Source organism: Lysinibacillus odysseyi 34hs-1 = NBRC 100172 (assembly GCF_001591965.1).
Taxonomy (GTDB): Bacteria; Bacillota; Bacilli; order Bacillales_A; family Planococcaceae; genus Lysinibacillus_B; species Lysinibacillus_B odysseyi.
In genome coordinates, this window is sequence record NZ_BCVX01000013.1 from 22,890 (window position 1) to 47,112 (window position 24,223).

Sequence of the window (24,223 nt, forward strand, 5' to 3'; positions counted from 1 at the left end):
GATATCCTCCTATCGAATCCGAATCGATTCCCCTTGTTCAATTTCTACACCTTCATATTTGTGACCGTCTTTTAATGCACTTAATAACAGCTTTTTATTTAACACCGGTTGCGGTTGTTCAAAGAAAATTTCCGGCACTAATGTTTCGTCCACAACTTTTAATGAAGGTGGATTCTTTTGAACGGTGAAGTTGAATTTCTCGCCTTTCACTTTTGTTTGACCAGCTGTCACCATTGCGAACTGCATATTTTCTTTCATGCGTTTGATGGCATTCTCTTCTGATTTGGCGCTATCAAGTAAACGTTTTGCTTCTGCTTTTTTACCATCAATATTCGCCTGACGATTTACAATAATCATTGCGTAATTTTCAAGCTTTTCAGCAAGCTCACCGTCAATAGCGTTCAACGCTTCAATGAATACTTCTTCCGGTGCACCTTCTTCAATCATTTGTTGAATGAGTTTATATTTATCGGCGATTTCGTAAATAGTTGCCATTATGCGTTCACCTCGTATTCGGCGTTTGTATCATTGATGATTTGGTGCCAAAATGTTTCTTTTTCTATAAAGTCAGCTGTGTTAGATGTACTTTTAACTTCGTCCTCATGAGTCACGATTGTTCGAATTTGCTTATCCGAATATTTCCGGTACTTAACTTCAATAAGGTGACCCGTAACCAATTCCTTCGGCTGCACAGCATTCTCAAACTCACTTACATCCAGACCGAGCGCTCTACCTAACGCGATGGCTTTTCCGATGTGTTCGTTGAATACGTCTGATGGGTTGCATTTTGCCGTATTTACATGCAATGGTTCTTGTTTCATCCTTTTATCATGGCTTCGATTTTGATAAACAGACACTTTTACTTCCCTATCATTTACATCGAAATCAATACTGAAGAACTTATATTGATATGTTTCGTTACCTAACTCACTCATTGGACTACCATATTTACCTTGATTGATTGCTTCCTCAACAAACCCCTTCGCCTTTTCAATAACCTCAGCACGTAATTGATTTGCTGATTTTGGAGCATCTATTCCGATTGTGATGCCTCGGATTTTTTGTTTGTCCTCCACAATTAATTCGTAGACGTCTACTGTTTCGGGTGTGCGACCACCCCAACCTGTATATAATTTTGAAACGCAACCATTTTCTAGTTTCACTTCTTCATCGGATACCATTTTGTAAGGCTTTCCTTTGTATAACCAAGCTGAATGAGCTACGTCTTGTACAATCACATCACCCTCGCGCGCTTCACGGTCAACCTTCTTATACTGCTGACCTTCAAATTCGATAACGTCCTCCACAGCTTGAATTGTGGAAGGCACACGCAATTGGTGAACGATTACTTTCATTTCATCTGCAAGTTCCTCTAAACGATCAATTAATTTATTTGACATATTGACCTCCAAAATGTGATATAATATCACTGACTTTTTATTTCAGTAGTACTCGTTAGAAGTTGGCGCTTCTAGCGAGTTTTTTTATTCCTCTTCATGGTCATCCCATTCTGATCTATCGCGTTCGTCCTCCACCTCATTCCTGTGGATGGCTCTCCATTGATCCCGTGTGTAGCCTGTACGATTTACATGGGTAATGTCTGGATGCTCGATATCATGCATAATTATCACCACCTGATAAATCAACATCCTCAACCATAAACTCACCTGTGATAATTCCTAATGCTTCATGCAGGCCATCAACTAGCTGCTCTAGTTTGGTGTGTTGAGTTACCACTTTTTCAATTTCAACATCTACAAAAGGCAAACCGTCCCTGTTCTTGGTGAGCTTCATATGGTCCCTTTCCAAGTCGGCCAACCATTCTTCATGGGCATCAATACGTTTATTTAAGGATTCAACGATCGGTTCATAACGTTTATGCCATTGGATTGCCTGGTTTAAATCCATCCGATTATCGCCACCTAAAATGCTCGTTACATCGTAAACTTTTTGATACTTTCCGTTTTCATCAATGTAAGAAGCAGATTCAACTCCTTCTTCATTCCATTCAATGCTTAACTTTTGGTAAGCTACGCCTTCCACAACTAATACTGGGTACATAACAATCCTCCTTAATTTTTAATAAGCTCCAGGAACATGTCCTTATTGCCTGATGCAAGCGCCTGATCAATTAGGTGTTGTCGATTCGATTCCTCAATTTCTCCTACAAGTAAGATTGTGGAGGGCGAGAATAGGAAGCCGTCTTCTTCAACAAAACCGTGATGTTCTATAGCGACTTCGCGCGCCATTTTTACAATCGCGTTGATAAATTCCTTCATTCGCCTTCACCTCCTTTACGGTGCTGGAACTGTTTTCGTAATATCTGTCATCCGATGAACCAACACCCATTCATCACTCATCTTCTTACTAATCAACCAATTCTCAGCTGCTAGTTTCATAGATTGAAGATATTGGCGTTCTGCTACTGATAATTTGCGTGGACGTTTCATTTTTTGAACACACCTACCTTGTTCATTGCTTTACGGATCTCTGCTTGACGTTCTACCGGAGACATTGCCAGCCATTCGCGGACTTTGAAAATTTTCATGAGCATTCACCTCTTTCAATTTCTTTGACATTGTAAGGGTCCGATATATCCTTTCCTGCGTTACGGACTAGGAAGCTTTCTAATTCAATAGTGGAGACTTTCATTCGACCAAGTTTCAGACCTTGTAGCAATCCACTTTTAATGAGGTCATATACTTTGTTTCTGTTACATTTAAGTCTTTTAGCAACTTCTGTAACATCTAAAAGTTCATTCAAGATAGTTCACCTCTTTCTTAAATACATAAGATTTTACGAATGTGCTTAATATGTTCTTGAGCCTTTGGACCGTCTTTACGGCCACGGATGATATCTGACAAGTAAGCATTACTAATACCTACCATTTCAGCGAGATCCTTCTGACTCATCTTTCGTTTAAATAGTTCTGAACGAACTTGCGCCCCCAAATCTTCTGGCATGTTCTACAACCTCCTTTTTCTTTCAAAATGCATACCGTCATTGGCTCGGTACCACAGCGCATTTACCAATTGGAAAAAATAAGCTAATTTATTAGCTAATTGTGTTGACACTAACTAATATATTTATTAGTATATAGACATAGCTAAATAAGACTTTAGAAAAGCCTGTAACATTACATTTCGCCCGTTCCCCAACGTCAAAATGTGTATTGATAGGTAGTCTTTTTTATACTCTTTTTTAGCTAATAAAATAGCTTATGTTCACTTTACTAAAATAAGTATTAGTTGTCAACTATAAAACTAATATATTTATTAGTAACTTTGAACATTGAAAGGAAACATTGATATGACAACGTTGGAACGTGTTAAGGAACTATGTAAAAGTAGAGGGATTACTGTTAAACGATTAGAGGAAGAGTTAGAAATACCACATAATACAATCTATCAATGGAAACGAGTGGCACCTAGTTTAGACAAAATACAAAAAGTAGCTGATTACTTTGATGTATCGATAGACTACTTACTTTGTCGTACAGATGTTAAGAATCTTATTGAAGATAATACAGTTCAAACTTTCGCAGCTCATCACGATGGAGAAGAATGGACTGAAGAAGAATTGGAGGAGATTGAACGTTTTAAAGAGTTTGTAAAAATGAAGCGCAAATAATAGGGGTGGTCACATGATATATGAACAGCTAACAGTAGAAGCATCACTAAACAATATAGAGATTTACGAAAAATATATGCCGTCACGACTAAAGGGGTTATACGGGAACAATATTATATGGATCAATAAACATATGCTGACACGCACAGAAAAAGCATGCGTGTTGGCTGAGGAACTCGGCCACCATCATACGTCTGTTGGTGATATCCTTGATCAATCCAATATAGAAAATCGCAAACAAGAATTACGTGCCCGTCGCTGGGCGTTTGAAAGGCTCATCCCCTTCTCGAAAATTGTACAAGCACATAGGCTTCATATATCAAATCGCTATGAATTGGCTGATTTTCTCGGTGTAACAGAAGATTTTTTGCAGGCTGCCCTTGATTGGTATAAAAGTAAATACGGTTTATGTGTCGTTATAGAACAGTATACGATTTACTTTGAACCATTAGGGGTTCTTGAAATGTTTGATTGGATTGAAAAGCCATCTTTTGAAGCAGTTTAGGAAGAAGTAATGATCCAGGAGTGATTAAATTGAAAATCATTGACATTGCAGAAAGATTAGAAAAAATAATCGCTATCTATTTTAATGGTGACAATTATATTGTGGATGGCGTTGAACTTTCAAGGGAAGATTCCAGATTACTTGCTTTCTCTTTAATCCATGCATATCAACTAACCGAGAGGGTTATGAGTAAAAAAATTAGTAAGTAATAAAAGTATATGTTTATTTTTTTACCCTAAAAACAGAACATATTTTCCCATTAAAGGAGGTGATGCTCTCAATAGTAATTGATAAGGAAAAAAGAAAGGAGAAACAAAATGAAAGGCGGAGTTCGCAAGCGTAAAAATACATGGTACTACTACTTTGATTTGGGTATTGTGGATGGCAAGCGAAAGAAAATAGAAAGGAGTGCAGAAGGAGCTCAGACGAAAGCAGAGGCTGAAGCTGTATTAAGAAGGAGAATTTTAGAATACGAAAATGCAGGCACCGTTTTTAAGCCCACTGAGATGACTCTACACGACTTTTTAATGTTTTGGCAGGAAGAATACGTTGAATTGCGTTTAAAGCCAAATACACAAGATAACTATCGTTTAACGATTAAAAATCACATTCTTCCTCACCTAGGGAAGTACAAACTAAAATCTTTGACTCCTCATGTGCTGCAACAATATATGAACATGAAGGTGCGCGAAGGATTAGCTCGCCAAACATTGAGTATTATTAGGGGGATTTTGAATAAGGCATTAAATCAGGCTGTATACCCTTATAAATACATTAGCGAAAACCCTATGCTTTATGTCGAATTAATGAAAGACAAAGATAGGAAGCCTACAAAAGAAGATTTAAAAATTCAGTCTAAAGAGAATTTGCGACTGTTAAACCAGCGCATAACAGAGGACCATCCATTTTATTTACCTTTTCACATCGGATTGCATTGTGGTTTGCGTGTAGGAGAATTATGCGGATTGGAATGGAAGCATGTAAATTTTGATGAAATGACGATTGAAATTGAGCAACAGCTTACAAAGAGGAAGATTGAAGGAAAAGACATTTGGGTGGTTTCATCACCAAAGTCTGTCTCTGGGTATCGAACGATTCCAGTGGGAAATGCTCTTATGAGTATCTTGAAAAAAGCAAAGATGAATCAAAAAGAAAATAAATTAAAATACGGTGAGTTTTATCGCCAAGATCCTGAACATGATTTTGTATGCAAAAAGGAAAACGGCCTGCATTACACACCTAGCGTCATTAAATATCAAACGAGAGAGCTTATTAAGGGTAAACTCGGAATCGAATTCAATTACCATTCTTTACGCCATACACACGCTACAATGTTGATTGAAAATGGTACACCTATTAAAACGGTCCAAAAAAGATTAGGACATAGCAGATCAGCCGTTACAGAAGATCGGTATGTCCATTTAACAGAAAAGATGGCGAGAGACGCCGCTGATATATTCGACTCCCTCGCTCAAGACTTATAATTACCCCCGATATTTTTAAAGCGGTGGCATATCGGTGGCATGCGCCACCTTTTCCAACTTTACAACATTAGTTAAAACGCTTGTAACCGTTGATAGTAACTATTTCTTTGTATCGTCCATCTTCAGAACAGCCATAAATGCTTCCTGCGGCACTTCTACAGAGCCAACCTGTTTCATACGTTTCTTACCTTCTTTTTGCTTATCCAGCAGTTTACGTTTACGAGAAATATCCCCACCGTAACATTTTGCTAATACGTTTTTACGGATCGCCTTGATTGTCGAACGGGCGATGATTTTTTGACCGATCGCTGCTTGTACCGGCACTTCGAATTGCTGGCGCGGAATAAGCTCTTTCAGCTTCTCTACAATCACTTTTCCGCGGTCATACGCAAAATCACGGTGTACGATGAAGCTCAGGGCATCAACCTGTTCGGCATTTAATAGAATATCCATTTTCACAAGCTTCGATGGTTTGTAGCCAATCAGCTCATAGTCAAATGAGGCATAGCCTTTTGTATTAGATTTCAGATGATCAAAGAAATCGTAAACTATTTCCGAAAGCGGGATTTCATACTGAATAGATACACGTGTCGTATCGATATAATCCATTGTCATGAAATTACCACGCTTTAGCTGGCAAAGCTCCATTACTGCCCCAACATAATCATTCGGGACCATAATGGTTGCTTTCACATACGGTTCTTCAATACGGTCGATTTTCTGCGGATCTGGCATCATTGATGGGTTATCGACTTTAATTGATTCACCGTCTGTCATATGCACCTCATAGATTACAGAAGGTGCCGTCGTAATCAAATCAATATTGAATTCACGCTCAATACGCTCTTGAATGATTTCCATATGCAATAGACCGAGGAATCCGCAGCGGAAACCGAATCCTAATGCTTGTGATGTTTCCGGCTCATATTGCAATGCCGAGTCATTCAACTCAAGCTTTTCCAATGCTTCACGAAGATCATTGTATTTTGCTGTATCGATCGGGTAAAGACCGCAATATACCATCGGGTTTAACTTACGGTAGCCTGGCAGCGGCTCGTCAGCAGGCTTCGCGGCCGATGTTACGGTATCCCCTACACGTGTATCTGATACATTTTTAATAGAAGCTGTTAAATACCCTACATCCCCTACTGTCAACTCGGTCTGAGGGACAGCTTTTGGTGTATGGATCCCAACTTCGATAACTTCAAATTCTGCACCTGTCGCCATCATTTTAATTTTGTCGCCCGGTTTTACTGTACCATTCATAATACGGATTGAGATAATAACCCCTTTATATGCGTCATAAACGGAGTCAAAAATCAATGCTTGCAGCGGAGCATCCGGATCGCCTGTTGGTGCAGGGACTTTTTCCACGATCTGCTCTAAAATATCCTCAATTCCAATACCCGCTTTTGCAGAGGCAAGCACCGCCTCGGAAGCATCAAGGCCGATGACATCTTCCACTTCCTGACGCACACGCTCCGGATCAGCAGCCGGCAAGTCTATTTTATTAATGACAGGCAGGATTTCTAGGTCGTTATCCAGTGCAAGGTATACGTTTGCCAGTGTTTGTGCTTCAATCCCTTGGGCTGCATCCACTACGAGAATGGCCCCTTCACAGGCAGCTAGCGAACGTGATACTTCGTATGTGAAGTCGACGTGTCCTGGTGTATCAATTAAGTGGAACGTATATGTCTCCCCGTCCTTGGCTGTATATTTCAATTGAACGGCATTTAATTTAATCGTAATGCCGCGTTCACGCTCTAAATCCATTGAATCCAACAGCTGGGATTTCATTTCACGCTGTGTAATAGATTTTGTCTGCTCCAAAATACGGTCGGCCAGCGTAGACTTCCCGTGGTCAATATGCGCGATAATAGAGAAGTTACGAATATTCTCTTGGCGTTTTAAACGTTGTTCTCGGTTCATGTATTTGTCCACTCCTATATCAATTACGCCTCGGCGTAATTGTGCCTGGCCTTTGAGTTAGTTCTGATACAGGCTCCTCTTTCCATAATCAGGATCGTTTCGCCGCTCTCCTCAAAATCCATGACATCCACCGGAGGCAATAAACTCATTCAGCAGGCACTGCTCCTCCATAAAAAATAGCCAAACTACATTTGGTTCCACTGCTGTCTCAATGGAAAATTTGGCTGAATGAATTTAAACTATACTGAATTATACTATGAACATCAGCAAAACTACAACATTCGAACAAAAGGAATCCTAGTAAATCAGCCTTTTCATTCAGTAATGTAGGGTTTGTTCTAAAAAAAGTATGCTTGACAGCCCAGTCTGTGTTTGGCGATTGTTTATTCTGCTATACCAGCATAAGCAAATGCACTTAATAAAAGGAGCTTTACTGCCCTTTCGCAGCTCCTACATCCTAAGGGCAGCGCTGTTATCTTATCGTTTAGTAAATTGATCTATGCGATAAATGAAAAAAGGCATGAATTCGGACATCGCCGCTTCCATGCCTTGCTTTCTTATTTGAATCATATGTTTTTAGGTCTTATTTATATTTTGACATGATGATTCCTACCCGGTCTGCTTAAACACTAAGCCGTCTTCTCCTTAGAGATATGAAAATCAGCTTTCCTGCAGTACTTTAGCCACCGCTTCTGATAGGACCGAAATTGTGCGCGTTACTTCTTCCTCTGTATTATCGATCCCGCCTATTTCCACAAGCACCATTTGAGGGGAAAGATCCTGATTATAAATACCGTCTACGCCTTCGCCCTCTTTTTTCATGACTTTTCGGGAAATACCCGGCACAAGACCATTTAATGTAGCATGAAGCTTCTCGGCGTATGCTAGATTGCTTTTGTAATTCGCATGCTCCATCCCTACTACAAATGCCATTTTTGCATAAGAAGTATCACCGACTGTCAGCGTTGTCGTTTTCTTACCGGCTGAGTCCCGGTGTACATCAAGAATCATATCGTATGGCTGGAGGGCAATCTCATCTGCGATAAAAGGCCGTGCTACCTTATAAGCATGTGAAATTGTTTTTCCTTGATTTTTTAATTCCGTCATTAAATCAACCGGCAAGGTTTTGGGCTGCATGCCTTGGAAAGTCAAATATTCCTCCATTACTTTACTGAGGGAGAAAATATTCAGCTGCTCATTATAGACTTCCTTCATGCCGGTACTTGCTTCCACTATAGGCTTATATGCTTCATGGGAGTGTGTAAATACGAGTAATACTTTCTTCTCCGGTACTGCTAACTCGGTAGAGGCGTAAACTAGTTTCTGCTCTTTTGGCACTTGGACCGATTCATACTTATTATTTGGAAACGGTAGTTGCCCGGTAATAATCGGCATTAAAAATAGTATTAACAGAAAAAGTAGAAATCGTTTTATATTATTCATCGCACCATCTCCTCCCCCCTATCTTATGGAAGAGATGGTGCATTTAGAACGCCTTACATAGCTTTAATCCAGCGGAACAAGCTATTGCTGACAAGCATTGCATAGTGCATTAGCCAGATATCACATTCCTTTGGCGTAACAATCAGGCGCTCTCTATTTTGGAACGTTTCCTGCAGAAGCTGGATGCGATCTCCTTTTGTCCATGTAGACCATTCACCAAATATCGGCTTCAATAAATTATAATCAATAGGCGTAGTGGAGCTAGGCTGCCATGGTGTGACGGAGAGTTTACTTGATGGTGCATTTTTTTCCCCAATCTTTGCAGCAATCGTACGAAAAACAGTATCAATGGCATCCGCTAAAAGCACTGTTGCTTCTACTACCGTAGGGATACCGATCGCAGTCACCGGGACACCGAGGGATTCTCTTGAAATTTCAGCCCGCTTGTTCCCCACACCTGAGCCGGGGTGAATCCCCGTATCGGTCAATTGAATAGTACGGCATAGACGTTCACTTGAACGTGTTGCGAGCGCATCAATGGCGATGACTAAACCAGGCTGGATTTTATCTACCAAAGCCTCAACAAATTCTTTCGTTTCAAAGCCGGACTGCCCTGTGACCCCCGGAGCATACATGATAAACTGCTCATTGGGCTCCTCTTCAAAGTGCTTTTGCATGGAATCGATTGCTACCGGTCCAACTGCATCGGGTGTAATGGTTTTATTGCCAAGGCCTATCACTAAAATTTTATCTTCTTTTGTTAGTTTAAGCGGCTCATGGATGGATTTTAAATGTTTGGCCAGAATTTTTTCAAGCTGTTGCAGCCCATCATCATCATCCACTGTTAAGGAAGGGATAGATAAGGTTGTATAGGTACCTGCCTTCTTTTGTATTTCGGCCTCTCCTTCTTTATTTACGTTAACCCTGGCAATCTTTACACGCTGTTCGTCCCATTCTTCTATTATTACGCCAGCCGTTTTTTCCAGGGTACGTTTTTTTTCCTTCGATTGATGCTGTACAACTTGCTCGGATTCATCAATTAAATCGGTTCTGCTCCAATTTACTTCTGTCATGGTTTCACCTCAAAAATCAGTATGTTCTAACTGTCAAGTAAATATTCTTTGCATTTATATGTTGCAATTCTCTTCTTCCTTTGGTAGAATGATTTTTGTTGTATTGACACATGAAATAAGTGAGAATACTCATCTCGTACCTAATTATTAGGAGGTGAAAGTTATGCCAAACATTAAATCTGCTATCAAACGCGTAAAAGTTGCCGAAAAAGCAAACGCTGCAAACTCTCAAGCAAAATCAGCTATGCGTACAACTGTAAAGAAAGCTGAACAAGCAATCGCTACAGGTGCTGAAAACGCACAAGAATTAGTAGGTGCTGCTTCTAAAGCTCTTGATAAAGCTGTTTCTAAAGGTCTTATCCATAAAAACGCAGCTGCTCGTAAAAAATCTCGTTTAGCTAAAAAAGCGCAATAATGAACAGTAAGGTCGGATGCCTTTGCATCCGGCCTTTTTACTTATTTGTTGGAGAGAGCACGAAAATAAGCTGTTCTATTTAGTATAACCGAACAGCTTATTCATATTCATATCTCCTAAAGTCAGTACGAATGTCCGTGCCACTATATTTGCTACTCTTCATCATATCGCTGCAGGCGAGGCTGTGACAAAGGCTGCTCGACAAAATCCGGTGATTCATCTCGCTTTACGGCAAGGTCCCCATGTACTTTTTCAGGCTCAAACGATATATCGCCTTCCATGTACATGATAATGGCTCCTTCTTCCAGCTCCCTTTTGTACTCCGCCTTTTCGGCTTCTGACAGGCCGATCATGTTCAGCCCTGTATCATCATCCCCGCCAAACAAATTAGCAAGCCAATTGTCAGTTTCATGTGTTCGAATATGTGCATCCCATTTCAAGCTGGCAAATTCCCTTGCATCCCTTGTAATGATATGGATCATACGATTTGCTACTTGCATCTCTTCAAATTCTGTCAGCTTATCCAGCATTTCTTGTGTGGAATGAGCCACATATATAACCCCAGTTTCGTTTTGCATACATATAGCCTCCTTCTAACATCAGCTATCTTTTATATACCCGAAACCTTCTAACGGAAACTTCTTACAATGGTTTCAGCAGGAACATCTCAAGAAAGCGTTCCCGGTTGCCGCTTACAGATTTCAGCTGCAGATCGACATCGGCTAAACTGTATAAAGCCTGAAGTAACCTCTGTTCTGACGGTTTGTGCCGTTGTTCTAACATCATTTTCACCCGGTAAGGATGAATTTTCAGCTGCTTGGCAATTTGATGCTGGGCATAGCCTTTTTTACTTAAATAAAAAACATTGCTCATTGTTCGTATATTGGAAGCAAGTAACCCGACAAGTGCAATCGGCTCTTCCTTCTGCCGCAGCAGATCATGATAAATAGCCAGTGCCTCTTTCTGGTTACGAGACAAATAGGCATTCAGCATTTTAAATGCATCGTGTTCAAGTGTTTTAGCTACCAGCTCTTCTATAAGCGTTGCGGTAATTTCAATTTCTTTGCCTAAATATAAGGAGAGCTTCTCAATTTCCATTTGCAGTTGCAGCATATTCGCGCCAACCATTTCCACAAGCTTTACGGCAGCCTCATCTGAAATATCCTTACCATATCCGTTTACTTCAGTTTTAATCCAGCTGTATAAATCATTATCCTGTGGCGTGACAGCGTCTAAAACGAGCGCTTTTAGTTTCATCAGCTTTGTCACTTTTTTCCGTTCATCCAGCTTTTCATACGGTGCAATAAAGACCGTAACAGCTGTGTCGCTTGGATTACTAAGCCAAGCTTCCAGCCTAGAGATATTATGATCGATTTTCTCCTTGCCCTTTTCCGCTGCTTTCATAAATGAAGCGTTTTTGGCGATAATAAGTTTACGCTCTGTGAAAAACGGAATTGTATCCGCCTCATCAATGACGTAATCGAGCGGCTGTTCATTCAGATCAAATTGCATAATGTCCGCTTCTTCTTCAGTGCCTATTGCTTTTTTTAATCGTTTTACTGTTTCATCTATAAAATAGCTTTCTTCTCCAACCAGTAAGTAAACAGGTGCAAGTTGCCCGTTTTTTATATTTTGCCATACTTTTGTAAAACTCACGGACAGTGGCCCCCTCTCGATTCTGTAACATCTAGTATACCTTTTGAACAGGGGAATGTGAATATTTTAAGGCGAACTTGAGACTGCTGATACTGTTAAATTATTGGTTTGGATATAGATTTTTACTAGGCGTTGACTTATAATTGATGGGAGAGTAGGAGGGATATTTATGGCAGGACATTCTGATCCAAATTACGTAGCAGAAAACCCATTCGAGGGCCGAGGTCGCGCAATGCAAGGGAACGACTTCCCTGATGCAGCAATCGGCTTCGGAATTTCATTCGGATTCTTTGCTATCATGTTCATCATCGCAGTAATTGTAGAAGTGGCTATGCGTTAAGCTAACGTATAAGAAAAGGGCATTTGCACCCGTTTTACTGCGGCAGGCACTGGTGAACAGCCAGTAGCGCGTTTACACGTGAATAAATTGCTGACCGTGTGAGCAACAGGTGCCAATGCCTGGACAATGTCATCACTTAAAACGTTTTGCATTTCTTATTTGTTAAGAAAAGGGCGTATCTTAAAGGCAGTCTGCTTTTAAGATACGCCCTTTTACTTTATTGCTTACGCATAGTTATACCATTTTTATTTATGCTGATTTCGATCGTGCCTTCCTGTCCGGTTGTCACATAACGTAAATTTCTACTTATAAACCGGTTTACGACTTCCTCATGGGGATGGCCATATCGATTATCCTTCCCTGCCATAAAAACAGTAAGGGTAGGATTCGTATGATCAATAAACCGTTCGCTGCTTGACGTTTTACTACCGTGATGACCGGCCTTCAAAACGTCTATCCCTGCAATTTTAGAGCCTTCCTGCATGATGAGCGCCAGTTCCCCGGCTTCCTCTAAATCACCTGTAAACAGGCCTTTAAAGCCTTTATATGTCATAAGCAGTGTAAGGGAATCATTATTTCCTTCATATACCGTATCACTCGGCCATATATAATCAAACTGCGCCTGTCCCTTCTTCCACTCCCCGCCCGCCATTTGTTCCTTTATTACAATTTGCTGTTTTTCAGCCTCATCCAGTAAATCATTCATTACACTCTTCTTATAAGAGTCAGGGGTAATATGAATTTCACCGACCCGTATCTCCTTTATTACTTCCTCTGCGCCTTCCACATGATCGGCATCTGCATGGGTAATGATTAACTTATCGATTGCTGCAATGCCCTTTCCCTTCAAATAAGGTACAACAATCTGTGCACCAACCTCGTAGTTATTCCTCCTCTCTTTCCATCGCTCTTGACTGAATCGAAGAACCCCGCCTGTATCGATTAAATATACGCCTCTTTTGTAAGGCAGCTCAACGAGGATGGAATCGCCCTGTCCTACATTAATGAATGTCACCAGTACATCCCGCTCTATATACCTGCTTGAATGAAACAGTAAAGCCGGAATCAGCAGATAGATAGCTGCGTGCTGATACCGTTTCTTTATGAGCAGTATGAGCACTATAAAAACGCTTATATACAAAATAAACGGCCATACGCCTGTCGGTTTCCCGGCCACCCACATATGGTACGGGATGTCCTGCAAATACAAAATCAAACTTGTCAGCAGCTCCCTGGCAGGCTCATACAAATAAAACAGCCAGCCGCCAAAAGGTCCCGGCAGAAAAGAAATTATTAAAAGGATAATATTGATAGGCAGAATCACAAAAGAAAAAAGAGGTACAAATAAGATATTTGCAATAAAAGAGGATATGCTAAGCTCGTAAAAATGAACAAGCAGTAATGGGTACGTAAGCAGCTGGCAGACAAAGGTTATAAGAAAGCCTTGCCCCCACCATGTCGTGGCCCTGGCAAGTATCGGACCAGAGAACACAAGGCTTGCTGTGGCTAAATAAGAAAGCTGAAAACCTATCTGGTAAATAGAGCCGGGCTCCCATAAAACAAATAGAATAAAACTGATCGAAAGAGCATCATCCATCGGCAGATGCCAGCGGAAATATTTTGCCAGCAGCACGAGCTCTACAACTAAAACAGCTCTCCATACTGATGGCGCACCTCCTGCCAGCAGGGCATATACCGGAAGAACTATAAGCAGCAGGAGCGTGGCAAACTCACGGCGTACATGAAGCCGCAAGAGTCCTTGGAAAAAAAGAAGTGAGACAAGAGCAATATGCAGCCCCGAAATGGCAAATAAATGTGTGATCCCTAGTTTCTGATAGGCCCGCTCTATTTCCGGCTCTACACCTTCGTTGACACCGATGAGCAGTGCCTGTGCCTCAGCAGAAAGAGAAGCTGGAAATGTCCGTTCAATATGTCGGCTCAGCCGAAACCGCTGCTCGTAAATTTTTTGTAAGAGCGCTTCCTGCTGATCCAGCTTCTTTAACGAAGCTGCTTTTAAAATCCCGATGGCTCCTTTACTTTTCAAATAATCTCCCATATAAAAATGGTACCGGTGGTTTTTTGGGGCTGGTTCTTCCAACAATCCTTCCACCAAGAAAACTGTACCTGCAAGCGGTACCGAATCATACTGCTGTTTTTCCTCTTCAGAACGAAATAAATAGACAATATAAACGGGGCGTCCCTCACTGTCCTTCATGAGACCTCTGAGTGTTTGTCCATTAATCGTGTACGTATCTGTGGAGGTCAGGACTGCAGGGAGCTCAAGCGGCTGATCTAGCTTTTCGAGCTGCCAGCTGCTATAACCGTATACGAGAATTCCAGTCATAGCTAATGCCATTAAATGTACTGTATGGAAACCCCGATACAAGCACAAAGCTCCAATTACAACCAAGAAACACAAAAACCCTACCGATTCATGTGCCGCTAGTACAGCGACTAAAACCGATAAGGCATAATAAATCCATTTATGCTTTAAATTGACCAAATAATTGGTTCACCTTCTCCTCATAAGGGAACAATTCTTCATGCGAGACACCAAGCTCACGCATTTTTTGCAGCATATCGACTGCTAATTGCAACTTTTCATCCTTTAAAAAGTCAATCTTAGCTTCATCGAACGGAATATGTACAACGTTGACACCTGCTTTTTCAAATAGCTCAAGGGCATATGGATTGTTTTTGTAATCCTTTGCATAAAATACATTTTTAATGCCTGCCTGAATGACTGTCTTTGAGCAGGGCAAACAAGGAAAATGTGTAACATACAGGTCTGCGCCATTTGCAGGTGTACCATATTTAGCACACTGCAATAATGCATTTGTTTCCGCATGAATTGTCCGTACACAGTGGTTGTCCACTACATAGCAGCCTTGTTCAATGCAGTGTTCATCACCTGATATAGAGCCATTATAGCCCCCCGCTATGATCCGTTTTTCCCTTACAATCGTTGCACCAACTGCTAATCTTGCACATGTACTCCGCAATGCTAATAGATGGCTTTGCGCCATGAAAAACTGGTCCCATGTTATTCGCTCCATATGACTACCTCCCGTGTTGTCTTATTGTTAGTTTAGTCAAAATGAACGCGCATGGCAATGTTCCAAAATTTCTTATACTGCTTATTTTATATCAATCAAATCTATTAACTGCTCAAACGTCTTGTCCCCTATACCTGATACTTCTTTCAGACCCTCGACCGTTTGAAACATTCCTTGTTCCTCCCGGTACGAAATAATTGCCTTGGCCTTGGCCGGCCCGATTCCCGGCAATGTGGTCAATTGCGATTCATCGGCAGTATTGATGTTTATCTTTGCAATTTCCGACTTGCTGCCGGTGCCCATCACTGTAATATTTTTCACCGCGGCTTCTGTTTCCTCCCCTTTTACGGGAATATAAATCACCATTTCATCCTGCAGCTTCTGGGCATGGTTAATAAGGGAAGAGTCAGCGCCTTCTACATAACCGCCTGCAAGAGTAATAGCATCTACTACCCGGTCTTCCTCCGTTAACGTATAGACACCGGGATAGTTTACAGCTCCCTTTACATCTACAAGCACCTGAGTAGCTTCCTTTACCTCCTGCAGCTCTTCTTGCGGCTCGGCCTGTACCGGCTCTGCTTCAGTAATCAATTCAAATGAGGACTGTTCTTCGCGTTGTATCATGATAAAAACGATAAATCCAGCGACACAAAGAATGCTGGGCAGCAGCACTCTTTTTCCATACTTTGCAATGAGATTGTTGATAATAAAAAAACACCCTTTCTCAGAAGGCAAATCATATGGAGTCTCCTCCAATATACATAATTTGCCTTCTTTTGAAAAGATGCTATTTTACCGCTCGTATGAAAATTCGTTCACTTTCTTCATTTGGCGCTTCCGGCAGCCAGTCTGCAGTAACGTGGACTTCAGTAAAACCAATATCCTTCAGCCACTGGGCATACTGCTCCGGCGCGAATGTACGCTGGAAATGCTCCTCATCGAAACGCTCATATAAGCCGTCCTGTCCTTCTACAAAAAAGCATAGCTGATGATAAACGGAATGCTCATACTTGCCCGGCTCTGTGTGCCAAATATATGTAACATGGCCGTCATCATATGTAAATGGGCCATTTAAGAAAATTTCATCCATCTTACATAACGAATGCACATCAAAAAACAACTGACCACCATCTCGTAATGCCCCATATACGCGGCTTAACGTTTCATATACAGCTTTTTCCTCTGTTACATAATTGATGGAATCAACCGGAATCACTGCTACATCAATTTCTTCAAAGCCTTCTAGCTCTTCCATTGACATAGCAAAGTATGAAATCGATTTACCTGCTGCCTCTGTTCTTGCATTAGCCATTGTTAACATATCTTCTGATACATCTACACCGCTTACATTGTATCCGACCTCATCAAATTTCAAGGCAAGAGTGCCTGTTCCGCAGCCGATATCAAGTAAAGCAGGGTATCTGCCTGCCGGAGCATGCAGCATTACCCACTCAACATACTCATCATACGGCAGGTCTGTCATCAGTTCGTCATAAATATAGGCAAAACTAAGATAGCTACTCATCAGCAGACACTTCTAGCTGTGGTGCATCTCCCCATAGACGCTCTAGATTATAGAATGCACGCTCATCCTTGTGGAAAACATGTGCTACTACGTCTCCAAGATCCACAAGAATCCAGCGGGCTGAATCAAATCCCTCAACGCGTTTTACTTCATGGCCGTTTTCTACTGCTTTTTCTTGAATTTCCCGGGCAATTGCCTGTACTTGACGGTCCGAATTTCCGTGACAGATGATAAAGTAATCTGCCAGAAGGGAAATCCCCTGCATGTTTAATACTACGATATCCTCTGCGTGCTTATCATCTGCTGCCTTATAAGAAAGTTGTAATAAAGTTTCGTTCATATATTAAAGTTCCTCTCCTAAATAGTCATTGTAACATTCAATTGATAATGGGTAGATTGGAAGCTCAGCCGTTACTAAAAATAAAATGGAATGATGGATGCATGCCTTCATCGCCTTTTGCAGATCCTCTTCTGCTATTTGCCGGAGCGGCTCTACACCAGGAAATTTGCGATTTGGCTCAATCATATCGGCAATATAGATAATCTGCTCTAGGCGGCTCATACCGGCTCTCCCCGTTGTATGGTAACGCATTGCATTCAAGATGGCTTCATCCTTAATTCCCAGCTCAAACTCCGCCCGGTATGCAGCAATCGGTCCATGTAAGATCTCTGAACCCCAAGGAAGCAAACGGGTGTCCAGTCCCTGCTCACGTACAATAGCCCGCATACCTTCTACTTCCTCGTATTTTGCCATGTCATGAAGGATGGCGGCTATTTCAGCTTTTTTTGTATCCACCCCATATTTCTCTGCCAGTAAAATAGCTGTCTCCATTACACCTATAGTATGAATATAGCGCTTTTCTGGCATCCGTGGTCGGATATATTCAAGTAAGGCTTCGCGCTCCATATAACCCTTCCTTTCGAATAAAAGCCTCCACCGGCTTTGGTAATAAATATTGTACTGTCTTTCCTAGTGAAAAGCGTTCTCGTAATAAAGTGGATGAAAGGCCGATCTGTGGAGCATCTATCATTAAAACAGGATATTTTGTAATTGCATCACTGCCTGGTCTTCTGATTCCTACAAACTTTATAATTTGTACAAGATCGTCAATCTGATGCCATGTATGCAAATGATCAATACTATCTCCGCCAATGATAAAATAGAATTCAACTTCCCGTTCCTGCTGGACTAACGTACTCATCGTATCAGAAGTATAGGAAAGGCCTCCGCGTTCTAATTCAAACATCTCCAGCATAAAGTACGGAACATCTTCAATCGCCAGTTCCACCATCTTTTTACGCTGTTCGTCAGTGGCGCCGCTCGACTGTTTATGTGGAGGCACAGCATTTGGCATAAAACGTACTTCCTCCAGCCCCAGTGCATGATATGCTTCATTCGCCATCATTAAATGTCCGATATGAGGAGGGTTGAAAGTACCTCCTAGAATACCGACCTTCTTCATGCTCACTCACCTTACTTTTTGTCTGCTTTTGGTAGTACGATTTTCTTATTATTGCGGGATTCCTTATAAAGGATCACTGTCAATCCGATTAACTGAACTAATTCTGCACGTGTACCTGCCGCTAATGCTTGGGCCACTTCATGTTTATCTTCTTCACAATTATCCAAAATACGCACTTTAATCAGCTCGCGTGCCTCTAATACGTCACGCAATTGACGTAGCATTTGGTCGTTTACTCCCCCTTTTCCCACTTGGAAAATCGGGTCTAGATGATGTGCCTCAGCACGTAAAAAACGTTTTTGTTTACCTGTTAACATAAAAATTATTTTCCTCCTAATTGCTCCGTCAAACGGGCAATCATTCCATTTGTATTCGGGTACTCACCAAGCCAGTATTGGTAAGCAATCGCCCCTTGGTGAACGAACATGCCAAGTCCATTCACAATTGCTGCTCCTTTTTCTTCAGCCGCAAGTAAAAAAGGCGTCATTAATGGATTATACACAATATCCGCCGCAATTGCGCCTGCGGGAAACTTTTTCATGGAGAATGGCAGTTCGAGATTGCCTGTACTCATACCTGCCGGCGTCGTCTGAATAAACACTTTATACAGGTCAAGCGTGCTTTCTGCCTCTTCCAATGATAAAGCCTTTCCTTCCCCCATCTCCTGAACAATTGCTTCAGCCTTGGCAGCTGTACGATTTGCTACTGTAATAGATGTATACCCTGCCTGCTGAAGAGCAAAAGCGATACCACGCGCTGCTCCTCCTGCCCCAATAAGAAGCAGAGGATCTTGACGGTGGCCTGTTCCAATTGTCTCTTCCAACGACTGAACAAAGCCTGGGCCATCCGTGTTATAACCTTTCAGTCTCCCATCTTCCAGCCTGACCACGGTATTAACTGCTCCCATTTTCTGTGCCAGCTCATCTAACTCGTCTAAAAATGGAATGATCGATTGTTTATGTGGAATCGTCACATTCCATCCGCTTGCACCCAGCAGTTTTAACGACCGGACTGCCTGCTCCAACTCCTCTGCTTTTACATGAATCGGAATATAGGCTGCATCCTCTCCAGCTTCCTCATACCATATATGATGCATATTTGGAGATTTGGACTGTGCAATTGGATCTCCAATGACCGCGAACCACTTTTTCATCTCAACTCATCCTTTTCAAAAGACTATGTGCAACAATACCTTTGCTTTTGTTTATATAGACGGCTATATCCAACAAGTAAATGCTTGCAGGAGCTGCCTATCTTTTATGAAAACGTCTATCAGCTCATTAAATGAGCGAAGGACGGATAAATACTTGTACCCCTTTTGGCGCATAGGCAGCCACGACTACATTCGGGTGCTGTACTGTAATCCAGCCGAGTCCTGAGAATACAACATCCGTTTTTCCATCCTTGATCGAAAACTCATGCCGGACGAGCTCAGGCAGCTGGCCGATATGTGCTGCTGTCGGAGGAGCCAGAAGCTCACCTTTATGCTCAGCATATAGTTGATCAGCATTTTCAAGCTTTGTGCGATGGATTGGCAAATCATTCGCTACATGCACGGTAAATGCCGAGCGCTCTCCTTTTATGAAATCAAAGCGTGCCAAAGCCCCAATGAACAATGTCTGTCCCTCATTTTGTTGATACACCTTTGGCTTGATTTCTTTTTTCGGCATAATATATTTTAACTCAGTTGCGTCTAAATAATGTGCCATCTGATGGTGATTAATAATCCCAGGTGTATCATAAAGCGCAGAACCATCGTCAAGTGGGATTTCAATCATATCCAGCGTTGTTCCTGGGAAGTGGGAAGTTGTAATTACTTCTCCCTCACCGGTTGCCTGTTTAATAATCCGGTTAATAAAGGTTGACTTGCCAACATTCGTACAGCCAACAACAAACACGTCCTGCCCGTTACGATAATGGTCAATCGCCTCGGTTACCTCAGTCATCCCGTTTCCTTTATGGGCAGAAACAAGCATGACATCTACCGGGTTTAGCCCAAGTGCCTTCGCTTCTCGTTTTAGCCAATTGATTACTTTGTTTGCCTTGACTGATTTAGGGAGCAAGTCCGCTTTATTAGCTACGAGCAATACAGGATTTTTCCCGACGAATCGATGCAGCCCAGGCAGCCAGCTTCCATTGAAATCAAATATATCAACAATTTTTACGATCAGCCCTTGCTGTTCTCCAAGTCCGTTTAATATACGCAAAAAATCATCATCGGTTAAGCTTACCGGCTGGATTTCATTATAGTTTTTCAGGCGGAAGCAGCGCTGGCAAATAATCGTCTCTTTTTCTAGAGACGATGGTGGTGCATATCCAAGCTCACTTTTGTCTTCTGTCTGGATCACTGCTCCACAGCCAATACAGTTTGGCATTTCATTCATTCTTATAAATCCTCCCAAGTCTTAATACCTTTTCGTTTTAACTCATTAAACACACGGCGCTCGACAAAGCGATTGAAGCGCGTCACAAAACCATCCGATTGGGCAACCGGACGAACTAAAATTGTATAGAGCTTTTGGCGCTTTGCCCCCATGACGTCTGTCAGTAATTGGTCTCCTACCATCGCCACTTCCTCGCGCTTTAGTTTCAAGCGGACAAGTGCCTGGTAGAAGCCTTTTCCTAACGGCTTTCGCGCACGCGAAATATAAGGGATGCTTAAAGGCTCCGCAAACCTCTTTACCCGTTCTTCATTATTATTGGATGCAATGACAATGCGGATACCCGCATCCTGCATCCGTTTAAACCAAGCAGCAAGCTCTTCTGTTGCATCTGCCCGGTCCCACTCAATCAGCGTATTATCCAAATCCGTGATAATTCCACGAAAGCCCATTTCTTTTAAATTTTCCGGTGTTATATCGAATACAGTCGATACAAATTTATCTGGCAATAAATGATTATACAAGCCTAAATCTCCCTCACGTTCATAATTATTGATTATAGCATATTTGCGAATGCTTGACCCATCCGAATGGTAGTGCCGGCTCCGACATTCTCGCAAAATTCGATTGCATCTTTTTCAAATAGCATGACTACTGTTGAGCCAAATGTAAAATAGCCTACCTCTTCTCCTTTGGACCAGACTGTTGTTATATTCGTCAGCTCAATGGAATTGACAAACATCGCCCCTACTTTTATAAGTGCAGTCTGGCGATTCTGCGCATATGCAAGCTCACTAATCATACGATAATTATGGCTGATTGGTTTCTTGCCATACGTCAAACCTAGCTGGTTAACAGGATAGGATTTTTGGCCAAGTACATATTGGCGGACTACATCGCCGTCAATCGGGCTATGGATACGGTGGTAATCAGCAGGGCTTAAATAAAACACAATATATTTTCCGTTTCGATATCTCGCTGCACGCTCCTTGCTGCCAAATAGATCTTCCAAGGAATATGGTTTATTTTTCACCGTGAGGGTCATACTATCCCGAATATCGCCGAATGCCTCAATTTTTGCGTCCACTGGGCTGGTGAATACCTTTTCTCCTTGGGCAACCGGCCGTACACCTTCTTTTAACGACCGGGTGAAAAATTCATGTAAACTCTTATAATTCTCCATGTTTTTTGAAACTTCTTCTATGTTAATCTCGTATACTTTAGTGTAGCTTTGAATAAACTTTTTACTAAGTGCTGAAGTTGCAAGCTTCTTCAGTAACAGCGAGCTTTGTTTTCCATTAGTGAGCTCAATCATGGATCGATAGATTTTCTCTTTCATCGGTATTCCTCCAACTATAAATCAATTACACCTCGGCGTAATTGGGTTTGGATTCGTCCTAGTGCAGGTACAAATCTGAATCGCATGACTCGCCGGAGGCATTATTTTCTTTTTTCTCACGGTATGAATGTACCATAGAAAAATGACTGAAACTAGTACTCATCCTGCTGTCTCTAAAAAGCGGGAGACTTGTGCCGAGAGAAGGTAAAAGGTTATTATAATAGTTTGTAGGAACATTGAAAAGTAATTTTCATATAATTGATAGGAGAACAACCTTTCTTACCTACCCATTTCAGAGTATAATAAAACAATAGTAAAGTGCAAAGGAGTGTTTCTAATGTTTCTTCTTCATAAGGTAGACATGACCTTGAAGAAAATAAAAGCGAACGCTGCTAATTTAATTACAGTACTTAACATGTCGTTTGGCGGAGCGGCCATTATGGCCAGCTTAAACGAATTTTATAGTTATAGTGTGTTATTTATATTTATTGCGGCATTCCTTGATCGCTATGACGGTAAAGTGGCGAGGAAATTCAATCAGGAGTCCGAATTAGGAAAACAGCTTGATTCCATGGGGGATATTATTTCGTTTGGTATGGCACCGGCATTATTGATGTATGAAATTGCATTGAAGGATTTTGGCGGAGCTGGTATGTTTATGACGATTCTTTATATTTCATGCGGGGCCTTTCGACTTGCCCGCTTTAATGTAACGGATTCGAACGGCTACTTTGTAGGGCTGCCGATTACAGCTGCAGGTACACTGTTGACATTCTCTTTTTTCTTTACCCATGCATTATCACCGGTCTTTTATATGTTCTTATTTCCCATCCTGGCAGTATTGATGATCAGTACCGTTACATTAAAGAAAATTTAACAAAAAGGTTGCGCAAGGATTTATGCGTGACCTTTTTTTCATTTTCCATGCTTTTTCGACATATACTGCGAAAAAGGAAAGGATGGCTTCGTGGGCATCATGGTATCACTTCTTCAGCTATGGCTAGACTTCCCTTCATTAGTTGGCTATTTAAAGGGGCAGGCTTTTTCCAAACCATTTACGCGTGAAGAAGAAAAGCAAGTACTCGATCGTTTTTTAGCCGGTGACGAGCAGGCTAGGCTCGATTTAATCGAACGCAATATGCGGCTTGTTGCACATGTCGTGAAAAAATTTCATCCGCCACACGAGCAGCTCGATGACTATATTTCCATCGGCACAATCGGCTTAATGAAGGCTGTGGCAAGTTTTACCCCAAATAAAAAAACACGGCTTGCCACGTATGCTGCGCGCTGTATTGAAAATGAAATTCTGATGCATCTGCGGGCCCAGAAAAAAGTCCAAAAGGATGTCTCATTATTTGAGCCGATCGGTGTCGATAAAGACGGGCAGGCTTTGCAAATACGAGATTTACTTCAATTTGATGAAAAGCCTACAATCGATCAAATCGAGGAAAGAGAACGGCATCAGCAGCTCTATCAATATTTAAAAGTGCTTGATGCTCGGGAGCTGGAAATTATCACGCTGCGTTACGGGTTAAATAATGTAAAGCCATTAACGCAAAAGGAAATTGCCAAGCAATTGGATATATCCAGAAGCTATGTATCCCGCATCGAAAAAAGGGCTCTTGTGAAGCTGTATCAGCAATTTAAACACCAAACTTAGGCATTCTTTGAAGTCTTCGTATACACCCCTTGCAGATCTGCACCGGCCTCTCCCCGGCTTTTCTCTTTTATAGCCAATAAAAATGCGCATTGAAACCGACCGTTTCAATGCGCATTGTATTAATTTTTGTATTCTGCTACATCTGCTGTTATAAACAGCATTAAAACTGCTGTGATTGCCATTGCCACCGTCATGAAAAAGACCATACCCTTACCTCCCCAGGTTGATTTTCCTACATCGTACCATGCAGAGGCAAAAATGGCTGTGATTTTTTTAACACTCTCCGGTATTTCCATCAGGAATTTTTCGGTAGAATAGTTTTCC

The 24,223-nt window shown here is 41.6% G+C and carries 35 protein-coding genes; 8 read left to right on the forward strand and 27 right to left on the reverse strand.

All coding sequences use genetic code 11. The features are described 5' to 3' along the window. Positions 1-9: 9 nt before the first annotated feature. From BOD01S_RS18715 to BOD01S_RS18740, 8 genes are all read right to left on the reverse strand, one after another. The gene (locus BOD01S_RS18715) at positions 10-495 is read right to left on the reverse strand and encodes a siphovirus Gp157 family protein (RefSeq protein WP_036150183.1); all 486 of its coding nucleotides are present in this window, start codon (positions 493-495) and stop codon (positions 10-12) included. Next, positions 495-1,400, reverse strand: a complete 906-nt coding sequence (locus tag BOD01S_RS18720; RefSeq protein ID WP_036150184.1) for a hypothetical protein — start codon at positions 1,398-1,400, stop codon at positions 495-497. Before BOD01S_RS18720 ends, BOD01S_RS18715 begins: the two co-directional genes overlap by 1 nt. A gap of 84 nt (positions 1,401-1,484) precedes the next feature. After that, the gene (locus tag BOD01S_RS23085; RefSeq protein ID WP_156475395.1) at positions 1,485-1,622 is read right to left on the reverse strand and encodes a hypothetical protein; all 138 of its coding nucleotides are present in this window, start codon (positions 1,620-1,622) and stop codon (positions 1,485-1,487) included. After that, entirely contained in the window at positions 1,615-2,061 is a 447-nt protein-coding gene (locus tag BOD01S_RS18725) for a hypothetical protein (protein ID WP_063180387.1), read from the reverse strand. Before BOD01S_RS18725 ends, BOD01S_RS23085 begins: the two co-directional genes overlap by 8 nt. An 11-nt stretch (positions 2,062-2,072) precedes the next feature. Continuing rightward, a complete protein-coding gene (locus BOD01S_RS18730) occupies positions 2,073-2,279 on the reverse strand; it encodes an IDEAL domain-containing protein (RefSeq protein WP_063180389.1) in 207 nt (68 codons plus the stop codon). Positions 2,280-2,294: 15 nt separating this feature from the next. Then, a complete protein-coding gene (locus BOD01S_RS23090) occupies positions 2,295-2,450 on the reverse strand; it encodes a DUF6906 family protein (RefSeq protein ID WP_156117051.1) in 156 nt (51 codons plus the stop codon). 94 nt (positions 2,451-2,544) lie between these two features. Continuing rightward, complete coding sequence (locus tag BOD01S_RS18735; RefSeq protein ID WP_036156760.1) at positions 2,545-2,763, reverse strand: helix-turn-helix domain-containing protein; 219 nt, start codon at positions 2,761-2,763, stop codon at positions 2,545-2,547. A gap of 17 nt (positions 2,764-2,780) precedes the next feature. Further along, complete coding sequence (locus BOD01S_RS18740) at positions 2,781-2,963, reverse strand: helix-turn-helix domain-containing protein (protein ID WP_036156758.1); 183 nt, start codon at positions 2,961-2,963, stop codon at positions 2,781-2,783. 346 nt (positions 2,964-3,309) lie between these two features. Here BOD01S_RS18740 and BOD01S_RS18745 point away from each other — a divergent pair, with 346 nt between their 5' ends. The 4 genes from BOD01S_RS18745 (at position 3,310) to BOD01S_RS18760 (ending at position 5,619) form a co-directional block, all read left to right on the forward strand. Continuing rightward, positions 3,310-3,630: a helix-turn-helix domain-containing protein gene (locus BOD01S_RS18745; RefSeq protein ID WP_036156756.1), complete on the forward strand. Its 321-nt coding sequence runs from the start codon at positions 3,310-3,312 to the stop codon at positions 3,628-3,630. Between the two features lie 13 nt (positions 3,631-3,643). After that, positions 3,644-4,135 (forward strand): ImmA/IrrE family metallo-endopeptidase, encoded by a 492-nt coding sequence (locus BOD01S_RS18750; RefSeq protein ID WP_036156754.1) that lies wholly within the window; start codon positions 3,644-3,646, stop codon positions 4,133-4,135. A 29-nt stretch (positions 4,136-4,164) separates the two neighbouring features. Then, a complete protein-coding gene (locus BOD01S_RS18755) occupies positions 4,165-4,344 on the forward strand; it encodes a hypothetical protein (RefSeq protein ID WP_036156752.1) in 180 nt (59 codons plus the stop codon). A gap of 108 nt (positions 4,345-4,452) precedes the next feature. Next, on the forward strand, positions 4,453-5,619 hold the full coding sequence (locus BOD01S_RS18760; RefSeq protein ID WP_036156751.1) for a tyrosine-type recombinase/integrase: 1,167 nt from the start codon (positions 4,453-4,455) through the stop codon (positions 5,617-5,619). Positions 5,620-5,718: 99 nt separating this feature from the next. Here BOD01S_RS18760 and lepA read toward each other — a convergent pair whose 3' ends face one another. The 3 genes from lepA to gpr form a co-directional block, all read right to left on the reverse strand. Then, the gene (gene lepA / locus BOD01S_RS18765; RefSeq protein WP_036156749.1) at positions 5,719-7,548 is read right to left on the reverse strand and encodes a translation elongation factor 4; all 1,830 of its coding nucleotides are present in this window, start codon (positions 7,546-7,548) and stop codon (positions 5,719-5,721) included. 660 nt (positions 7,549-8,208) lie between these two features. After that, complete coding sequence (spoIIP, locus tag BOD01S_RS18770) at positions 8,209-8,991, reverse strand: stage II sporulation protein P (RefSeq protein ID WP_036156747.1); 783 nt, start codon at positions 8,989-8,991, stop codon at positions 8,209-8,211. A 53-nt stretch (positions 8,992-9,044) separates the two neighbouring features. After that, complete coding sequence (gene gpr / locus BOD01S_RS18775; RefSeq protein WP_036156745.1) at positions 9,045-10,064, reverse strand: GPR endopeptidase; 1,020 nt, start codon at positions 10,062-10,064, stop codon at positions 9,045-9,047. 163 nt (positions 10,065-10,227) lie between these two features. Here gpr and rpsT point away from each other — a divergent pair, with 163 nt between their 5' ends. Next, positions 10,228-10,479, forward strand: a complete 252-nt coding sequence (rpsT, locus tag BOD01S_RS18780; RefSeq protein ID WP_036156743.1) for a 30S ribosomal protein S20 — start codon at positions 10,228-10,230, stop codon at positions 10,477-10,479. A gap of 152 nt (positions 10,480-10,631) precedes the next feature. On the opposite strand, the gene BOD01S_RS18785 is transcribed toward rpsT, so the two are convergent. Beyond that, positions 10,632-11,057 (reverse strand): general stress protein, encoded by a 426-nt coding sequence (locus BOD01S_RS18785; RefSeq protein ID WP_036156741.1) that lies wholly within the window; start codon positions 11,055-11,057, stop codon positions 10,632-10,634. Between the two features lie 64 nt (positions 11,058-11,121). Next, the gene (gene holA / locus BOD01S_RS18790; protein WP_036156740.1) at positions 11,122-12,135 is read right to left on the reverse strand and encodes a DNA polymerase III subunit delta; all 1,014 of its coding nucleotides are present in this window, start codon (positions 12,133-12,135) and stop codon (positions 11,122-11,124) included. Positions 12,136-12,304: 169 nt separating this feature from the next. On the opposite strand from holA, the gene BOD01S_RS22715 reads away from it, so the two are divergent. Further along, positions 12,305-12,475, forward strand: coding sequence for a YqzM family protein (locus BOD01S_RS22715; protein WP_081978022.1), 171 nt, complete (start codon positions 12,305-12,307; stop codon positions 12,473-12,475). Here the strand turns inward: BOD01S_RS22715 and BOD01S_RS23420 are convergent. From BOD01S_RS23420 to BOD01S_RS18850, 13 genes are all read right to left on the reverse strand, one after another. Next, positions 12,472-12,627, reverse strand: coding sequence for a hypothetical protein (locus BOD01S_RS23420; protein WP_156117050.1), 156 nt, complete (start codon positions 12,625-12,627; stop codon positions 12,472-12,474). The two genes, BOD01S_RS22715 and BOD01S_RS23420, sit on opposite strands and share 4 nt — an antisense overlap. Positions 12,628-12,692: 65 nt before the next feature. After that, positions 12,693-14,978, reverse strand: coding sequence for a DNA internalization-related competence protein ComEC/Rec2 (locus BOD01S_RS18795; protein ID WP_233153089.1), 2,286 nt, complete (start codon positions 14,976-14,978; stop codon positions 12,693-12,695). Next, positions 14,959-15,531, reverse strand: coding sequence for a ComE operon protein 2 (locus tag BOD01S_RS18800; RefSeq protein ID WP_036156738.1), 573 nt, complete (start codon positions 15,529-15,531; stop codon positions 14,959-14,961). Before BOD01S_RS18800 ends, BOD01S_RS18795 begins: the two co-directional genes overlap by 20 nt. Positions 15,532-15,612: 81 nt before the next feature. Then, on the reverse strand, positions 15,613-16,287 hold the full coding sequence (locus tag BOD01S_RS18805) for a helix-hairpin-helix domain-containing protein (RefSeq protein ID WP_244887329.1): 675 nt from the start codon (positions 16,285-16,287) through the stop codon (positions 15,613-15,615). 31 nt (positions 16,288-16,318) lie between these two features. After that, a complete protein-coding gene (locus BOD01S_RS18810) occupies positions 16,319-17,056 on the reverse strand; it encodes a class I SAM-dependent DNA methyltransferase (protein WP_036156736.1) in 738 nt (245 codons plus the stop codon). Beyond that, a complete protein-coding gene (gene rsfS / locus BOD01S_RS18815; protein ID WP_036156734.1) occupies positions 17,049-17,396 on the reverse strand; it encodes a ribosome silencing factor in 348 nt (115 codons plus the stop codon). Before rsfS ends, BOD01S_RS18810 begins: the two co-directional genes overlap by 8 nt. A gap of 3 nt (positions 17,397-17,399) precedes the next feature. Beyond that, entirely contained in the window at positions 17,400-17,963 is a 564-nt protein-coding gene (gene yqeK, locus BOD01S_RS18820; RefSeq protein WP_036156732.1) for a bis(5'-nucleosyl)-tetraphosphatase (symmetrical) YqeK, read from the reverse strand. Then, positions 17,941-18,519, reverse strand: a complete 579-nt coding sequence (locus tag BOD01S_RS18825; protein WP_036156730.1) for a nicotinate-nucleotide adenylyltransferase — start codon at positions 18,517-18,519, stop codon at positions 17,941-17,943. The genes yqeK and BOD01S_RS18825 overlap by 23 nt, the downstream gene beginning before the upstream one ends. An 11-nt stretch (positions 18,520-18,530) precedes the next feature. Continuing rightward, positions 18,531-18,836: a ribosome assembly RNA-binding protein YhbY gene (gene yhbY, locus BOD01S_RS18830; RefSeq protein ID WP_036156728.1), complete on the reverse strand. Its 306-nt coding sequence runs from the start codon at positions 18,834-18,836 to the stop codon at positions 18,531-18,533. A 5-nt stretch (positions 18,837-18,841) separates the two neighbouring features. Continuing rightward, a complete protein-coding gene (gene aroE, locus BOD01S_RS18835; protein WP_036156726.1) occupies positions 18,842-19,672 on the reverse strand; it encodes a shikimate dehydrogenase in 831 nt (276 codons plus the stop codon). A 127-nt stretch (positions 19,673-19,799) separates the two neighbouring features. Further along, a complete protein-coding gene (gene yqeH / locus BOD01S_RS18840; protein WP_036156724.1) occupies positions 19,800-20,903 on the reverse strand; it encodes a ribosome biogenesis GTPase YqeH in 1,104 nt (367 codons plus the stop codon). Positions 20,904-20,905: 2 nt separating this feature from the next. Next, positions 20,906-21,424 (reverse strand): YqeG family HAD IIIA-type phosphatase, encoded by a 519-nt coding sequence (locus BOD01S_RS18845; protein WP_036156722.1) that lies wholly within the window; start codon positions 21,422-21,424, stop codon positions 20,906-20,908. A gap of 32 nt (positions 21,425-21,456) precedes the next feature. Then, positions 21,457-22,239 carry a phosphatidylserine decarboxylase gene (locus tag BOD01S_RS18850; protein ID WP_036156721.1) on the reverse strand — a complete coding sequence of 261 codons (783 nt, stop codon included), beginning with the start codon at positions 22,237-22,239 and terminating at the stop codon, positions 21,457-21,459. A 337-nt stretch (positions 22,240-22,576) separates the two neighbouring features. On the opposite strand from BOD01S_RS18850, the gene pssA reads away from it, so the two are divergent. Further along, positions 22,577-23,116, forward strand: coding sequence for a CDP-diacylglycerol--serine O-phosphatidyltransferase (pssA, locus tag BOD01S_RS18855; protein ID WP_036156719.1), 540 nt, complete (start codon positions 22,577-22,579; stop codon positions 23,114-23,116). Between the two features lie 99 nt (positions 23,117-23,215). Continuing rightward, a complete protein-coding gene (gene sigK, locus BOD01S_RS18860; protein ID WP_036156825.1) occupies positions 23,216-23,899 on the forward strand; it encodes an RNA polymerase sporulation sigma factor SigK in 684 nt (227 codons plus the stop codon). Between the two features lie 119 nt (positions 23,900-24,018). Here sigK and BOD01S_RS23095 read toward each other — a convergent pair whose 3' ends face one another. Beyond that, positions 24,019-24,195 carry a hypothetical protein gene (locus BOD01S_RS23095; protein ID WP_156117049.1) on the reverse strand — a complete coding sequence of 59 codons (177 nt, stop codon included), beginning with the start codon at positions 24,193-24,195 and terminating at the stop codon, positions 24,019-24,021. Between the last annotated feature and the right edge of the window lie 28 nt (positions 24,196-24,223).

What these genes read in the sequence shown, in the direction of transcription:
- BOD01S_RS18715 (WP_036150183.1), bottom strand. Translation starts at nt 495, where the DNA reads ATGGCAACTATTTACGAAATCGCCGATAAATATAAACTCATTCAACAA.
- BOD01S_RS18720 (WP_036150184.1), bottom strand. Translation starts at nt 1,400, where the DNA reads ATGTCAAATAAATTAATTGATCGTTTAGAGGAACTTGCAGATGAAATG.
- BOD01S_RS23085 (WP_156475395.1), bottom strand. Translation starts at nt 1,622, where the DNA reads ATGCATGATATCGAGCATCCAGACATTACCCATGTAAATCGTACAGGC.
- BOD01S_RS18725 (WP_063180387.1), bottom strand. Translation starts at nt 2,061, where the DNA reads ATGTACCCAGTATTAGTTGTGGAAGGCGTAGCTTACCAAAAGTTAAGC.
- BOD01S_RS18730 (WP_063180389.1), bottom strand. Translation starts at nt 2,279, where the DNA reads ATGAAGGAATTTATCAACGCGATTGTAAAAATGGCGCGCGAAGTCGCT.
- BOD01S_RS23090 (WP_156117051.1), bottom strand. Translation starts at nt 2,450, where the DNA reads ATGAAACGTCCACGCAAATTATCAGTAGCAGAACGCCAATATCTTCAA.
- BOD01S_RS18740 (WP_036156758.1), bottom strand. Translation starts at nt 2,963, where the DNA reads ATGCCAGAAGATTTGGGGGCGCAAGTTCGTTCAGAACTATTTAAACGA.
- BOD01S_RS18745 (WP_036156756.1), top strand. Translation starts at nt 3,310, where the DNA reads ATGACAACGTTGGAACGTGTTAAGGAACTATGTAAAAGTAGAGGGATT.
- BOD01S_RS18750 (WP_036156754.1), top strand. Translation starts at nt 3,644, where the DNA reads ATGATATATGAACAGCTAACAGTAGAAGCATCACTAAACAATATAGAG.
- BOD01S_RS18760 (WP_036156751.1), top strand. Translation starts at nt 4,453, where the DNA reads ATGAAAGGCGGAGTTCGCAAGCGTAAAAATACATGGTACTACTACTTT.
- lepA (WP_036156749.1), bottom strand. Translation starts at nt 7,548, where the DNA reads ATGAACCGAGAACAACGTTTAAAACGCCAAGAGAATATTCGTAACTTC.
- spoIIP (WP_036156747.1), bottom strand. Translation starts at nt 8,991, where the DNA reads ATGAATAATATAAAACGATTTCTACTTTTTCTGTTAATACTATTTTTA.
- gpr (WP_036156745.1), bottom strand. Translation starts at nt 10,064, where the DNA reads ATGACAGAAGTAAATTGGAGCAGAACCGATTTAATTGATGAATCCGAG.
- rpsT (WP_036156743.1), top strand. Translation starts at nt 10,228, where the DNA reads ATGCCAAACATTAAATCTGCTATCAAACGCGTAAAAGTTGCCGAAAAA.
- BOD01S_RS18785 (WP_036156741.1), bottom strand. Translation starts at nt 11,057, where the DNA reads ATGCAAAACGAAACTGGGGTTATATATGTGGCTCATTCCACACAAGAA.
- BOD01S_RS22715 (WP_081978022.1), top strand. Translation starts at nt 12,305, where the DNA reads ATGGCAGGACATTCTGATCCAAATTACGTAGCAGAAAACCCATTCGAG.
- BOD01S_RS23420 (WP_156117050.1), bottom strand. Translation starts at nt 12,627, where the DNA reads ATGCAAAACGTTTTAAGTGATGACATTGTCCAGGCATTGGCACCTGTT.
- BOD01S_RS18800 (WP_036156738.1), bottom strand. Translation starts at nt 15,531, where the DNA reads ATGGAGCGAATAACATGGGACCAGTTTTTCATGGCGCAAAGCCATCTA.
- BOD01S_RS18810 (WP_036156736.1), bottom strand. Translation starts at nt 17,056, where the DNA reads ATGAGTAGCTATCTTAGTTTTGCCTATATTTATGACGAACTGATGACA.
- rsfS (WP_036156734.1), bottom strand. Translation starts at nt 17,396, where the DNA reads ATGAACGAAACTTTATTACAACTTTCTTATAAGGCAGCAGATGATAAG.
- yqeK (WP_036156732.1), bottom strand. Translation starts at nt 17,963, where the DNA reads ATGGAGCGCGAAGCCTTACTTGAATATATCCGACCACGGATGCCAGAA.
- BOD01S_RS18825 (WP_036156730.1), bottom strand. Translation starts at nt 18,519, where the DNA reads ATGAAGAAGGTCGGTATTCTAGGAGGTACTTTCAACCCTCCTCATATC.
- yhbY (WP_036156728.1), bottom strand. Translation starts at nt 18,836, where the DNA reads ATGTTAACAGGTAAACAAAAACGTTTTTTACGTGCTGAGGCACATCAT.
- aroE (WP_036156726.1), bottom strand. Translation starts at nt 19,672, where the DNA reads ATGAAAAAGTGGTTCGCGGTCATTGGAGATCCAATTGCACAGTCCAAA.
- yqeH (WP_036156724.1), bottom strand. Translation starts at nt 20,903, where the DNA reads ATGAATGAAATGCCAAACTGTATTGGCTGTGGAGCAGTGATCCAGACA.
- BOD01S_RS18850 (WP_036156721.1), bottom strand. Translation starts at nt 22,239, where the DNA reads ATGAAAGAGAAAATCTATCGATCCATGATTGAGCTCACTAATGGAAAA.
- pssA (WP_036156719.1), top strand. Translation starts at nt 22,577, where the DNA reads ATGTTTCTTCTTCATAAGGTAGACATGACCTTGAAGAAAATAAAAGCG.
- sigK (WP_036156825.1), top strand. Translation starts at nt 23,216, where the DNA reads ATGGTATCACTTCTTCAGCTATGGCTAGACTTCCCTTCATTAGTTGGC.
- BOD01S_RS23095 (WP_156117049.1), bottom strand. Translation starts at nt 24,195, where the DNA reads ATGGAAATACCGGAGAGTGTTAAAAAAATCACAGCCATTTTTGCCTCT.